Source organism: Rhodococcus sp. HNM0569 (assembly GCF_012726205.1).
Classification (GTDB): Bacteria; Actinomycetota; Actinomycetes; order Mycobacteriales; family Mycobacteriaceae; genus Rhodococcus_F.
This window is the reverse complement of sequence record NZ_JAASAE010000002.1, coordinates 118,511-130,770: the sequence shown is the minus strand read 5'-3', so window position 1 is coordinate 130,770 and position 12,260 is coordinate 118,511. Positions and strand designations below refer to the sequence as shown.

The window sequence follows — 12,260 nt, the reverse complement described above, 5'->3', positions numbered from 1 at the left end:
GTCAGATGTCCTTCCCGTTCTTCCGGGAAATCCGAACGCGCTTGCCGGTCTCCTCGTCGATGCGGTAGCCCACGCGCGTGGGGTTTCCGTCCGAGTCGACGACCGCGACGTTGGAAACGTGGATCGGGGCTTCCTGCGTCACGATGCCGCCCGACGACGCGCCGCGCTCGTTCGCGGAAACCGCGGTGTGCTTCTTGATGCGGTTCACGCCTTCGACGAGGACCTTGCTGGTCGCGGGGAAGGCCTGGATGACCTTGCCCTTGGCTCCCTTGTCCTTGCCGGCGATGACCAGCACGGTGTCACCCTTGTGCACCTTCATCACAGCACCTCCGGGGCGAGCGAGACGATCCTCATGAACTTCTTCTCACGCAGCTCGCGACCGACGGGTCCGAAGATGCGGGTCCCGCGCGGATCGCGATCCGCCTTGATCAGGACCGCGGCGTTCTCGTCGAACTTGATGTAGGAGCCGTCCGGACGACGACGCTCCTTCGCGGTGCGGACGATGACGGCCTTGACGACCTCACCCTTCTTGATGTTGCCGCCGGGGATCGCGTCCTTGACGGTGGCGACGATGACATCGCCGATCCCGGCGTAGCGGCGCGACGAGCCACCGAGAACGCGGATGCAGAGGATCTCCTTGGCACCCGTGTTGTCGGCGACGCGCAGCCGCGACTCCTGCTGAATCACTCGAGTTTCTCCTTGACCTGGATTGTGTGACGGAGCATCCTGTCGGGACATCGCCACTGGGGCGGCGGCCGCAAGGAAACCTCGTCGTGCGCGGCAGATTTCCGACCCGACCGCGCGCGGTCAGCGTCCCGCGCACCACTACGACTGCATCGACGAGCGAGCAGGTCGAGCGCGTGCGAGACACACGTGTCTCCGGATGGACCAGAGGCAACCGTTCCAGTGTAAGGGAAAGCCCAGCTCACCACCAAATCACCCCTGGTGGGACGGTCGGCTGCCCCCTATCAGGAACCACTCACGGCCGACGGACGCACCCGGGCCCGGCACCGTGAGACGGTGCCGGGCCCGGGTGATCTGGTTCGACCGTTGTCGAGCGTGTGGAGAAGGCTTACTTGGCCTTCTCGAGCACCTCGACGAGACGCCAGTGCTTGGTGGCGGACAGCGGACGGGTCTCCATCAGCTGCACGCGGTCGCCGACGCCTGCGATCTCGTTCTCGTCGTGCGCCTTCACCTTGCTGGTGGTACGGATGATCTTGCCGTACAGCGGGTGCCGGTTGCGGTCCTCGAGCTCGACCACGATGGTCTTGTTCATCTTGTCCGACACCACGTAGCCGGTCCGGACCTTCCGGGTCGCGCGTTCAGTCGTGCTCACGTTCTTTTCCTCACTCATGCCGCGTCACCTGCGTCCGGGCCGACGGCGAGGCCGAGCTCGCGCTCACGCAGGACGGTGTAGATGCGCGCGATCTCGTGACGAACCGTACGAAGTCGGCGGTTGTTGTCCATCTGACCGGTGGCCATCTGGAAACGAAGGTTGAACAGCTCTTCCTTCGACTCGCGAAGCCGGGTGACCAGCTCTTCTTCGGTGAGCTCGCGGAGCTCTGCCGCCGGGGTTCCGGTAGCCATCAGAACTGCTCCTCCCTCGTCACGATCCGGCACTTGCACGGGAGCTTGTGCATCGCGCGGCGCAGCGCCTCGCGAGCGATCTCCTCGTTCGGGTAGCTCATCTCGAACATCACGCGACCGGGCTTGACGTTCGCGACCCACCACTCGGGCGAACCCTTGCCCGAACCCATGCGGGTCTCGGCGGGCTTCTTCGTGAGCGGGCGATCCGGGAAGATGTTGATCCAGATCTTGCCGCCACGCTTGATGTGGCGCGTCATGGCGATACGAGCGGACTCGATCTGCCGGTTCGTGATGTAGGCCGGCTCGAGAGCCTGGATGCCGAAATCACCGAAGGTCACCCGGGTTCCACCCTTGGCGGCACCCGAACGGCTCGGATGGTGCTGCTTGCGGTGCTTCACCCGACGTGGGATCAACATGCGTCAGCCCTCCTTCTGCTGTGTCGTGGCGGGTGCATCGGCGGTGGCGGTGGCAGCGCGACCGGCCTCGGTGCTCGTCGCGGTGGTGCCGGCCGAACCGGAACGACGCGGACGGCTCGGACGCTCGCGGCGCGGGCGGTCACCCGCAGGCGCAGCACCGGTGGCGGCCAGTTCACGACGGCCACCGACGATGTCGCCCTTGTAGATCCAGACCTTCACGCCGATGCGACCGAAGGTGGTCTTGGCCTCGTACAGGCCGTAGTCGATGTCCGCACGCAGCGTGTGCAGCGGAACCCGACCTTCGCGGTAGAACTCGGAGCGGCTCATCTCCGCGCCGCCGAGGCGGCCGGAGCACTGCACACGAATACCCTTGACGTTCGGCTGACGCATGGCCGACTGGATGGCCTTGCGCATCGCGCGACGGAAGGCGACACGGTTGCTGAGCTGCTCGGCGACACCCTGCGCCACCAACTGAGCCTCCGACTCCGCGTTCTTGACCTCGAGAATGTTGAGCTGGACCTGCTTGCCGGTCAGCTTCTCGAGAGCCGCACGGATGCGGTCGGCCTCGGCACCGCGGCGACCGATGACGATGCCCGGACGAGCCGTGTGGATGTCCACACGCACGCGGTCGCGAGTGCGCTCGATCTCGACCTTCGCGATGCCCGCGCGTTCCATGCCCGTGGACAGGAGCTTGCGGATCGCGACGTCTTCCTTGACGTACTCCGAGTACTGCTTGTCTGCGTACCAGCGCGACTTCCAGTCGGTCGTGATGCCGAGTCGGAAGCCGTGCGGGTTGATCTTCTGGCCCACTACTGAGCACTTCCCTTCCGGCGATTGCGGGTCGATGTTCCGGTCTTCGGCAGGCTTTCCACGATCACGGTGATGTGGCTGGTCCGCTTGCGGATCCGGAAGGCACGACCCTGCGCGCGCGGCTGGAACCGCTTGAGCGTGACACCCTCGTCGACGAATGCCGTGGCGACGACGAGCGTGCTCGGGTCGAGATCCAGGTTGTTCTCGGCGTTGGCGGCCGCGCTGGCGATCACCTTGGCGACCGGCTCGCTCGCCGACTGCGGCGCGAACTTGAGGATGTTCAGGGCGTCCTCGACCGAACGCCCACGAACCAGGTCCACGACGCGACGCGCCTTCATCGGCGTCACACGCACGTGGCGCGCAACGGCCTTTGCTGTCGGGTTCTTGGTTTCAGTGCTCATCGACGCTTGCTCTTCCGGTCGTCCTTGATGTGACCCTTGAACGTGCGGGTCGGCGCGAACTCGCCGAGCTTGTGCCCGACCATGGACTCCGACACGAACACCGGAATGTGCTTACGGCCGTCGTGGACCGCGAACGTGTGCCCGATGAAGTCCGGGATGATCGTCGACCGGCGAGACCAGGTCTTGATCACCTGCTTGGTGCCCTTTTCGTTCTGGACGTCCACCTTCGTCAGGAGGTGGTCATCGACGAACGGGCCCTTCTTGAGGCTGCGTGGCATTCTCCAACTCCTCCCTTAACGCTTCTTGCCGGTACGCCGGCGGCGGACGATGAGCTTGTCGCTCGGCTTGTTCTTGCGGGTGCGGCCCTCGGGCGTGCCCCACGGGCTGACCGGGTGGCGGCCACCCGAGGTCTTGCCCTCACCACCACCGTGCGGGTGGTCGACCGGGTTCATCACGACACCACGGACGGTCGGACGGACGCCCTTCCAGCGCATACGTCCGGCCTTGCCCCAGTTGATGTTGCTCTGCTCGGCGTTGCCGACCTCGCCGACGGTGGCGCGGCAGCGCACGTCGACGCGACGGATTTCGCCGGAGGGCATACGCAGCGTGGCGTAGGGGCCTTCCTTGCCGAGCAGCTGGATGCTCGCGCCTGCGGAGCGGGCCATCTTGGCGCCGCCGCCGGGACGCAGTTCCACGGCGTGGATGGTGGTACCCGTCGGGATGTTGCGCAGCGGCAGGTTGTTGCCGGGCTTGATGTCGGCGCCTGCGCCGGACTCGACGCGGCTGCCCTGCACGAGGCCCTTGGGCGCGATGATGTACCGCTTCTCGCCGTCGGCGTAGTGCAGCAGCGCGATGCGCGCGGTGCGGTTGGGGTCGTACTCGATGTGTGCGACCTTGGCCGGCACGCCGTCCTTGTCGTTGCGGCGGAAGTCGATCAGCCGGTACGCACGCTTGTGGCCGCCACCCTTGTGCCGGGTGGTGATGCGACCGTGCGCGTTGCGGCCACCGCGGCCGTGCAGCGGGCGAACCAGCGACTTCTCGGGAGTCGACCGAGTGATCTCGGCGAAGTCCGAGACACTCGAGCCACGACGGCCCGGGGTAGTCGGCTTGTACTTACGGATTGCCATGAGTCTTCTCGTCCTCTTGTCTCGGTGGTTCCGACCGCCTACGCGACCGGGCCTCCGAAGATCTCGATGGGCTTGCTGTCGGCCGAGAGGGTCACGAGCGCGCGCTTGGTGTCCTTGCGCTTGCCGTAACCGAAGCGGGTCCGCTTGCGCTTGCCCTGACGGTTGGCGGTGTTGACGCTGGTCACGGTGACACCGAAGATCTTCTCGACGGCAATCTTGATCTGCGTCTTGTTCGAGTCCGGGTGCACCAGGAAGGTGTAGGTGCCTTCCTCGATCAGTCCGTAGGACTTCTCGGAGATGACCGGAGCGATCAGGATGTCGCGGGGGTCAGCGATGGTGGTCACTTCGCCTCCTCCTTCTGTTCCTGTGCTGCCTCAGCAGGACCGTGAATGAAGGTGTTCAGCGCTTCGATGCTGAACACGACATCGTCGCTGTCGAGCACGTCGTAGGTGTTGAGCTGATCGGGAGCGATCGGGTGCACCCCGTCGAGGTTCTGCACGCTCTTCCACGCTGCGATGTCCTCGCGACCCACGACGAGCAGGACCTTCTTGCGGTCGGTCAGCTCGGCCAGGAAGGTGCGCGCCGACTTGGTCGACGGCGTCTGACCGGCGACGAGCTCGGTGATCACGTGGATCCGCTCGCCACGGACCCGATCGGAGAGGGCGCCACGGAGCGCAGCAACCTTCATCTTCTTGGGGGTCCGCTGGCTGTAGTCGCGCGGCTGCGGGCCGTGGACGGTGCCACCACCTGCGAACTGCGGCGCGCGGGTCGAGCCCTGACGCGCACGGCCGGTGCCCTTCTGGCGGTACGGCTTGCGGCCGCCGCCCCGGACCTCGCCACGCGTCTTCGTGGAGTGCGTGCCCTGACGCGCAGCGGCGAGCTGCGCGACGACGACCTGGTGCATCAGTGCGATGTTGGCCGGCGCGTCGAAGATCTCCGCGGGGAGATCGACGGTGCCCGTGCTCTTGCCGCCTGCGGCCTTGACGTCGAGGGTCAACTTGGTCTCGGTGCTGGTCATGCCCGCGCACCACCCTTCACTGCGCTCTTGACGACCACGATGCCGCCCGTGCGGCCCGGGATCGCACCCTTGATCAGCAGCAGACCGTTCTCGGCATCCACCTTGTGGACCGAGAGGTTCTGCGTCGTGACACGGTCGTTGCCCATCCGGCCCGACATCCGCATGCCCTTGAACACGCGGCCGGGGGTGGCGCAGCCGCCGATGGAACCGGGGCGACGATGCACAGCCTGCGCGCCGTGCGACGCGCCCTGGCCGGCGAAGCCGTGCCGCTTCATCGTGCCCGCGAAACCCTTGCCCTTGGAGGTGCCGGTGACGTCGACGAATGCGCCGTCCTCGAAGGCCTCCGCGGTGATTTCCTGGCCGACCTCGTACTCGGCGGCAGCCGCGGCGTCGGCGAGGCGAAGCTCGGCGACGTGACGACGCGGCGTGACCCCAGCCTTGGCGAACTGGCCCGAGACGGGCTTGGTCACCTTGCGGGGATCGATGGCGCCGAAGGCGATCTGGACGGCGTTGTAGCCGTCGCGCTCCTCGGTACGGATCTGGGTGACGACATTGGGACCGGCCTTCACGACGGTGACCGGGACGACCCGGTTCTGCTCGTCGAAGACCTGGGTCATGCCGAGCTTGGTGCCCAGGATTCCCTTGATCTGGTTAGTCATGTGTTATCTCCGCTGCGTCTTCCCGAGCTCACTGAATGTTGACGTCGACACTCGCCGGAAGGTCGATGCGCATGAGCGCGTCCACCGTCTTCGGCGTGGGGTCGAGGATGTCGATCAGCCGCTTGTGGGTACGCATCTCGAAGTGCTCGCGCGAGTCCTTGTACTTGTGCGGCGAGCGGATGACGCAGTACACGTTCTTCTCGGTGGGCAACGGCACAGGTCCGACGACACGGGCACCCGTGCGGGTCACCGTCTCGACGATCTTGCGCGCCGACGCGTCGATCGCCTCATGGTCGTAGGCCTTGAGCCTGATGCGGATCTTCTGTCCCGCCACGCTTAGTGTCCTTTTCTTGCCGCGTTTCGTAGCCCGGTCCGAAGACCGAACTACCTCGTCTGTGCAGTCCCCCACGACTGTCCGAACGCATGGCGACCGGGACGTACCCGATCCGCTGCCGCTGTTCATGTGTCATGGTTCTCCGGTCCACGCGGTCGGGCGTGTCGCCCTCCCGCTCATTCTCCGACCCGGGGCATGCGCCACCGCAGCGGGGATTGTCGAACCGGTCGCACCCGTTGCCGGGCACTCGGAACTGCTTCCGTCTTGCTTGTTTCCGTCTTGCTTGGCCGTGGGCAATCCGGAGACACCACACGACGTACACCTCGTCCGGGTCACACGGAGTGGGAGCCGCACAGCAGCCACGCCCCGGTCAAGGCAACCTGAACAGTATGCAGCACCTCGGGACCGAGTTCAAACTCGGGGTCACGACGCATCCTGCTCGCCTGCTCTGTCCGAGAGTAGCGAAGGTAGCCGTCCGCGACGAGGCGGTTCGGCGCACGCGTGACACAACCGACAACTTACTCCGCAGTAAGATGCACCCCATGACCGCAGCTTCCGCACCGGACTCGCCCGGCCCCACCCTCAGCCCCACCCTGCGCGCGTGGCGCCGACTCCCCTCCGGGCGTGCCGGCTCGCTCCTGTTCTCGATCGGCATGTGCGTGCGCGTGCCCTACTTCGCCTCGATCCTGCCGCGCGTGACGCGCATGGAGCCCGGGCGATGCGAGGCACGCGCGCCGCACTGGTGGGGCGTGCGCAACCACCTCGGCACGTTCCACGCGATCGCGGCGTGCAATCTCGCCGAGGTGACGATGGGCATGCTGTGCGAGGCCACCGTGCCGTCCAGCCACCGGTGGATACCGAAGTCGATGAGCGTCGACTACCTGGCGAAGGGCCGCACGTCGCTGCGCGCGGTGGCCGAGCTCGAGGCGATTCCCGACTTCACGCACCTGCGCGCGGGCACCGACATGGTCGTGCCGGTGCACGTGTACGACAAGGCAGGCGAGGAAGTCGTGCGCGCTCGGATCACGACGTGGGTGACTCCCGCGTGAGCGTCGCGATCGGCTGACGAGGCGACCGCGTTACAGCCACGCGGCGACGAATTCGAGCAGGTGACACCGGGTCTGGGGCATCCAGACACTCGCCGGACCCCGAACCGGCACCGTGCCATACTCGGGGACATGCCCGCTCCCGACATGGCGCTCGTCGTCGACGGAATCGAGAAGTCCTTCGGCGACGTGAAGGCGCTGCGCGGCGTCAGTTTCTCGGTGCCGCGCGGCTCGGTCCTCGGCGTCCTCGGCCCCAACGGCGCGGGCAAGACCACGACGGTCAACGTGCTCTCGACGCTGTTGCGTCCGGACGCGGGCACCGCCGTCGTGGCGGGCCACGACGTCGTCGCCGATCCAGCGGGTGTGCGGCGCTCGATCATGATGACGGGCCAGTACGCGGCACTCGACGAATCACTCACCGCACGCGAGAACCTGGTCCTGTTCGGGCGCCTCATGGGGTTGCCGAAACGCGACGCGAAGGCCCGTGCGCACGAGTTGCTCGCACAGTTCGATCTGCTCGACGCAGGCGATCGCAAGGTGTCCGGCTATTCGGGCGGAATGCGCAGGCGTGTGGACATCGCGTGCGGGCTCGTCACCCGGCCCGAGGTCATCTTCCTCGACGAGCCGACCACGGGCCTCGACCCCCGCAGCCGGCAGGGGGTGTGGTCGCTCGTGTCGACCCTCAAGCAGGAGGACATCACGATCCTGTTGACGACGCAGTACCTCGAAGAAGCGGACCTGCTGTCGGACAACATCGTCGTGATCGACAAGGGCACCGTCGTCGCGGAGGGCACCGCGGACGAACTCAAGGCGCGCACCGGCGGCAGCTACTGCGAGGTCGTGCCCGTCCGCCTCGACGACCTGCCGCGCGTGCGCCAGTTGCTCGCGGGAATGTCCCACACCCGGATGGTCGAGTCCGGCAGCGATCGTGTCGCGATCCCGGCCCCCGACGGCGCCCGCACCCTCACCGAGGTCCTGCGGCGCATCGACGTCGCGGGCATCGAACTCGCCGACATCGCGTTGCGGCGCCCCTCGCTCGACGACGTCTTCCTCGCGCTCACCGGACGCCCGCGCGAGACGGCCGACGCCGCCGGACCGGTCGACGGCGTGCGCTCATGACCGCTGTCACGCGGACCCGCGGCCGGTACGAGGGACGGCACCGCAGGCTGCCGCACGCGACGGCCACGACCACGGGGGTTGCGCGGCAGTGGCTCGCCCTGTCGCGGCGCAGCCTGCACACGATGTGGGTGCACGGTCAGCTGTTCGTCGCGGTGCTGGCGCCGTTGATCTTCACGGTGGGCTTCTACCTGCCGCTGCGACTCGTGATGCGCTTCCAGGGGATCGACTACGCGCAGTTCGTGATGCCGATCATCGTGCTGCAGGCGATGGCCTTCACCGCGATCTCGGCCGCGCATCGCGCCGCCACCGAGGCGTCGAACGGCATGAAGGCGCGTTTCCAGACGATGCCCGTCGCGGCGGGCGTACCGCTCGCGGCCCGGCTGACGGGGTGCCTCGTGCACTCGACCGTGTCGCTCGCGGCGGCCCTGACCTACGGCCACGTGATCGGATTCCGGTTCTCGGGCGGCGTCGGCCAGGCGATCGCCTTCTGCGCCTTCGCATTGCTGGTCGGATTCACCCTCACGGCCGGAGCGGACGCACTCGGTACGGCGACCCGCAGCCCCGAGGTCACGAGCCAGGCGCTCACTCTCCCTCAGTTGATTCTGGGCATGTTCTCGTCGGGCTTCGTGCCGGTCACCCAGTTCCCCGACTGGGCACAGGGATTCGTCCGTAATCAGCCGATCTCGCAGTTCGCGGGCTCGATGCGCGCGCTCGCGGACGGCACCGCGACGCTCGGTCAGCTCGTTCCGTCGTTCGTGTGGTGCGCGGGGCTGATCGTGGTGTTCGTGCCGCTGGCGATCTGGGCGAATGTGAGGCGTGGATGACCGGCGATCTCCGGACGAGCGGACGCGAGGCCGGGCCCGTGGACCGCATGACGTTCCCGCACACCGTGCACCGGTTCGACGAGTCCTCACCGCGAGCGCTGGTAGCACACAGCGCCCTGCAGACGGGGCGGCTGCTGCTGCGGTGGGCTCGGGATCCGTTCACGATGCTGCAGGCGATCGTGTATCCGGCGTTCATGCTCGTGATGCTGTGGGCCGTACTGGGCATCTCGATCACCCAGGCCACGGGCGTCGACTCGGTGTACGGCACGACCGCCCTCATCACGCTCGTCGGCGCGATGTTCGGTTCGCTCGCCAGTGGCCTGACCTTACGCCGCGAGTGGGCCGACGGACTGCTCGCCCGCTTCTGGGTGTTGCCGGTGCACCGATGGTCCGGCCTGCTGAGCAGGCTCACCGCCGAACTCGTGCGGATCGCGATCACGACGGTACTGATCGTCGCGGTCGGTTTCGCTCTCGGTTTCCGGTTCGACCAGGGTCTCGTGGCAGGTATCGCCATGATGTGCGTGCCGCTCATGCTGGGTCTCGGCTTCGCCACGATGGTGACCGCTCTCGCCGTGCTGTCGGCGAAAGCGCCGCTCGTCGAGCTTCTTTCGCTGTTCGCGACATTGCTGATGTTCTTCAACTCGGGGTTCGTGCCGACATCGGCCTACCCGGGCTGGCTGCAGTCGGTCGTGGGTAATCAGCCGATGTCGTGCGCGGTGGACGCGATGAAGGGGCTCTCGCTCGGCGGACCGGTCGCCGAGCCGCTCACGAAGACGGTGCTGTGGACCCTCGCGGCGCTGGTGCTCTTCGCGTACCCCGCAGTGCGCGGCTACCGGCGGGCCGCCGGTACACCGGCCTGATCACGCGCCGGCTTCCGGACCGCTCGGCTCAGGACCACATACCGATCGACTCGAGGTGGGCGAGCAATCGCACCGCGCCGTCCTCGAAGTGCTCCTTGTTCTCGGTGCCCGCCGCCGGCTCGTCGTGCGCGCCGAGCGCCACGATCAGGCGTTCGTGGCTCGCGACGGCCGACTTTCCCCACTCCGGATCACCCGAATAGAAGTGCACCGGCGTGTAACGCACCGCGCCGTGCAGGAACCACGCGAGCTTGCGTGATTCGGCCGCGCTGTTGACGACCCGATGGAAGGCGAACTCAGCGGTCTCGATGCGCGCTGCGTCACCCGCAGCGACCGCGGCCGCGAGATCGGCGTTGTGCGCATGGAGTTCGGCAAGGGTCGCGAGATCGGCGGTGCGGGCGGCACGCCGCGCGAGTTCCTCCGCGATGATCGACTGCAACCAGAACAGGTCGGCGACGTCGGCGCGCGTGAGGGGCGCGACGACGTAGCCACGATGCGGCACGAGTTCGACCATCCCCTCGCCCCGCAGCGTCAGCAGCGCTTCGCGTACCGGGGTGACGCTGACGCCGAGGGCCGCCGCGGTCTCGTCGAGCCGGATGAACTCGCCTGGGCGCACGTCGCCGGACATGATGCGGTTGCGCACGTGCACGGCGACGTCGTCGGACAGCTGGGGCCTGCGCCGCAGCGGTCCGTCGCGATCGGGCCTCCCCCGGCCCGACCGCGACGTGGGCGGTGACGTCATCGGAACCTCCTCGCACCCACGCTCGCCTGCCGGACGAGCATAGCGACGTCCCTGTGTCCCGAAGGCGCCACCGCCGGTCTCACAGCCCGTAGGTCTTGCCGATGATGTCGCGCTGGATCTCGTTCGTGCCGCCGTACACGGTCGAGATGATCGCGCCACGCATGAGCCGCTCTGCGTCGAACTCGGTCGCGTAGCCGTAGCCGCCCATCATCTGCATGCCGTCGATCGTCATCGCCTTCGAGACCTCGGTGGCCTTGAGCTTGGCCATCGACGCTTCGCGCGGCAGCAACCTGGTGGGGTCGGCGTCGGCCTGGCGCGCGACGCTGTAGACGAGCTGCCGAACGCACTCGATCTCGGTCGCGTGATCGGCGAGGCGGTGACGCAACGCCTGGAAGGTGCCGATCGGACGGCCGAACTGCTTGCGTTCCTTGACGAACGACAGCGTGTCGGCGAACGAGCGTTCCGCGACACCGAGCTGCATCGCGGCGAGGATGAGACGTTCGGTGTTGAGACCGCTCATGAGCTGGTTCCAGCCGTTGCCCACCTCGCCGACGACCGCACTGTCCGGCACGCGGACGTCCGTGAAGTAGAGGTCGTTGACCTCGCGTCCGCCGAGCGTGTCGATGCCCTTGATCTCGAGGCCGGGCGTGCCCGCCGGAATGTGGAACTGGGTGAGCCCCTCGTGCTTGCTGCCGCCGCGGTCGGTGCGCGCGATCAGCAGGATGTGCTTCGCGAAGTGCGCGTTCGAGCACCACGTCTTCTGGCCGTTGATCAGCCACCCGCCGTCGATCTTCTCGGCACGGCACGTGAGATTGGCGACGTCGGAGCCTGCTTCGGGCTCGGACATCGATATCGACAGAGACTCGCCCGCGACGACGTCCGCGAGCACTTCCTTCTTGATCTCCTCGCTCGCGAACTTCTGGTAGGCGGCCGCGGTGATGAGCGTGGGCCCGATTCCGCCGATGGGCGCCATGCCACGCAGGCTCTCCTCGAGGAGGATGCACATCTCGACATTGCCCGCACCCGCGCCGCCGTACTCCTCGGGCACCAGGATGCCGGCCCAGCCGAGGTCGGCCATCTTGCGGTAGAGCGCGGTCGAGTGGTTCTCGCGGCCGCCGTCGGTCAGCTTGTCGCGCTGCTCGCGGGTGCCGGTCTCGCGCTGACAGAAATCGGCGACGGCCTTCGCGAAATCGCGCTGTTCGTCGGTGAGCTGTACGCCCATGGGTTGCCTCCTCGTGGCAAGCAGTGAATCCGTGGCCGGGTGGATCGGTGGCGGAAGGTGGACCGAGTCGCGGCCCGTCGGCGGGCTCGGACGGGTTC

19 protein-coding genes are annotated in these 12,260 nt (G+C 67.3%); 4 read left to right on the top strand and 15 right to left on the bottom strand.

Features of this window, described 5'->3' with window-relative positions; translation table 11 throughout:
• Position 1: 1 nt before the first annotated feature.
• The 13 genes from rplX to rpsJ all read right to left on the bottom strand — a co-directional run bounded on the left by rplX (position 2) and on the right by rpsJ (position 6,352).
• A complete protein-coding gene (rplX, locus tag HCA44_RS02945; protein WP_169647047.1) occupies positions 2-319 on the bottom strand; it encodes a 50S ribosomal protein L24 in 318 nt (105 codons plus the stop codon).
• On the bottom strand, positions 319-687 hold the full coding sequence (rplN, locus tag HCA44_RS02940) for a 50S ribosomal protein L14 (protein ID WP_169647046.1): 369 nt from the start codon (positions 685-687) through the stop codon (positions 319-321). The genes rplX and rplN overlap by 1 nt, the downstream gene beginning before the upstream one ends.
• A 385-nt stretch (positions 688-1,072) precedes the next feature.
• Positions 1,073-1,354, bottom strand: coding sequence for a 30S ribosomal protein S17 (rpsQ, locus tag HCA44_RS02935; protein WP_169647045.1), 282 nt, complete (start codon positions 1,352-1,354; stop codon positions 1,073-1,075).
• Positions 1,351-1,587, bottom strand: a complete 237-nt coding sequence (gene rpmC / locus HCA44_RS02930; protein ID WP_005239637.1) for a 50S ribosomal protein L29 — start codon at positions 1,585-1,587, stop codon at positions 1,351-1,353. Before rpmC ends, rpsQ begins: the two co-directional genes overlap by 4 nt.
• On the bottom strand, positions 1,587-2,003 hold the full coding sequence (gene rplP / locus HCA44_RS02925; RefSeq protein ID WP_169647044.1) for a 50S ribosomal protein L16: 417 nt from the start codon (positions 2,001-2,003) through the stop codon (positions 1,587-1,589). Before rplP ends, rpmC begins: the two co-directional genes overlap by 1 nt.
• 3 nt (positions 2,004-2,006) lie before the next feature.
• The gene (gene rpsC / locus HCA44_RS02920; RefSeq protein ID WP_169647043.1) at positions 2,007-2,813 is read right to left on the bottom strand and encodes a 30S ribosomal protein S3; all 807 of its coding nucleotides are present in this window, start codon (positions 2,811-2,813) and stop codon (positions 2,007-2,009) included.
• Entirely contained in the window at positions 2,813-3,214 is a 402-nt protein-coding gene (gene rplV, locus HCA44_RS02915; RefSeq protein ID WP_169647042.1) for a 50S ribosomal protein L22, read from the bottom strand. The genes rpsC and rplV overlap by 1 nt, the downstream gene beginning before the upstream one ends.
• Complete coding sequence (gene rpsS / locus HCA44_RS02910; protein ID WP_169647041.1) at positions 3,211-3,492, bottom strand: 30S ribosomal protein S19; 282 nt, start codon at positions 3,490-3,492, stop codon at positions 3,211-3,213. The genes rplV and rpsS overlap by 4 nt, the downstream gene beginning before the upstream one ends.
• A 15-nt stretch (positions 3,493-3,507) precedes the next feature.
• Positions 3,508-4,341, bottom strand: coding sequence for a 50S ribosomal protein L2 (rplB, locus tag HCA44_RS02905; RefSeq protein ID WP_169647040.1), 834 nt, complete (start codon positions 4,339-4,341; stop codon positions 3,508-3,510).
• A gap of 38 nt (positions 4,342-4,379) precedes the next feature.
• On the bottom strand, positions 4,380-4,685 hold the full coding sequence (gene rplW, locus HCA44_RS02900) for a 50S ribosomal protein L23 (RefSeq protein WP_169647039.1): 306 nt from the start codon (positions 4,683-4,685) through the stop codon (positions 4,380-4,382).
• Positions 4,682-5,359 carry a 50S ribosomal protein L4 gene (gene rplD, locus HCA44_RS02895; protein WP_169647038.1) on the bottom strand — a complete coding sequence of 226 codons (678 nt, stop codon included), beginning with the start codon at positions 5,357-5,359 and terminating at the stop codon, positions 4,682-4,684. The genes rplW and rplD overlap by 4 nt, the downstream gene beginning before the upstream one ends.
• A complete protein-coding gene (gene rplC, locus HCA44_RS02890; RefSeq protein WP_169647037.1) occupies positions 5,356-6,018 on the bottom strand; it encodes a 50S ribosomal protein L3 in 663 nt (220 codons plus the stop codon). Before rplC ends, rplD begins: the two co-directional genes overlap by 4 nt.
• Positions 6,019-6,046: 28 nt before the next feature.
• Complete coding sequence (gene rpsJ, locus HCA44_RS02885; protein ID WP_003938093.1) at positions 6,047-6,352, bottom strand: 30S ribosomal protein S10; 306 nt, start codon at positions 6,350-6,352, stop codon at positions 6,047-6,049.
• 542 nt (positions 6,353-6,894) lie between these two features.
• Here rpsJ and HCA44_RS02880 point away from each other — a divergent pair.
• From HCA44_RS02880 to HCA44_RS02865, 4 genes are all read left to right on the top strand, one after another.
• Entirely contained in the window at positions 6,895-7,401 is a 507-nt protein-coding gene (locus tag HCA44_RS02880; protein ID WP_169647036.1) for a hotdog fold domain-containing protein, read from the top strand.
• A gap of 129 nt (positions 7,402-7,530) precedes the next feature.
• On the top strand, positions 7,531-8,517 hold the full coding sequence (locus HCA44_RS02875; RefSeq protein ID WP_169647035.1) for an ATP-binding cassette domain-containing protein: 987 nt from the start codon (positions 7,531-7,533) through the stop codon (positions 8,515-8,517).
• Positions 8,514-9,341, top strand: coding sequence for an ABC transporter permease (locus HCA44_RS02870; RefSeq protein ID WP_169647034.1), 828 nt, complete (start codon positions 8,514-8,516; stop codon positions 9,339-9,341). Before HCA44_RS02875 ends, HCA44_RS02870 begins: the two co-directional genes overlap by 4 nt.
• A gap of 47 nt (positions 9,342-9,388) precedes the next feature.
• Positions 9,389-10,201, top strand: coding sequence for an ABC transporter permease (locus tag HCA44_RS02865; RefSeq protein ID WP_169647340.1), 813 nt, complete (start codon positions 9,389-9,391; stop codon positions 10,199-10,201).
• 28 nt (positions 10,202-10,229) lie between these two features.
• Here the strand turns inward: HCA44_RS02865 and HCA44_RS02860 are convergent, their stop codons facing one another.
• On the bottom strand, positions 10,230-10,940 hold the full coding sequence (locus HCA44_RS02860; protein WP_169647033.1) for a GntR family transcriptional regulator: 711 nt from the start codon (positions 10,938-10,940) through the stop codon (positions 10,230-10,232).
• A 79-nt stretch (positions 10,941-11,019) separates the two neighbouring features.
• Positions 11,020-12,162 (bottom strand): acyl-CoA dehydrogenase family protein, encoded by a 1,143-nt coding sequence (locus HCA44_RS02855; protein ID WP_169647032.1) that lies wholly within the window; start codon positions 12,160-12,162, stop codon positions 11,020-11,022.
• Positions 12,163-12,260 lie beyond the last annotated feature (98 nt).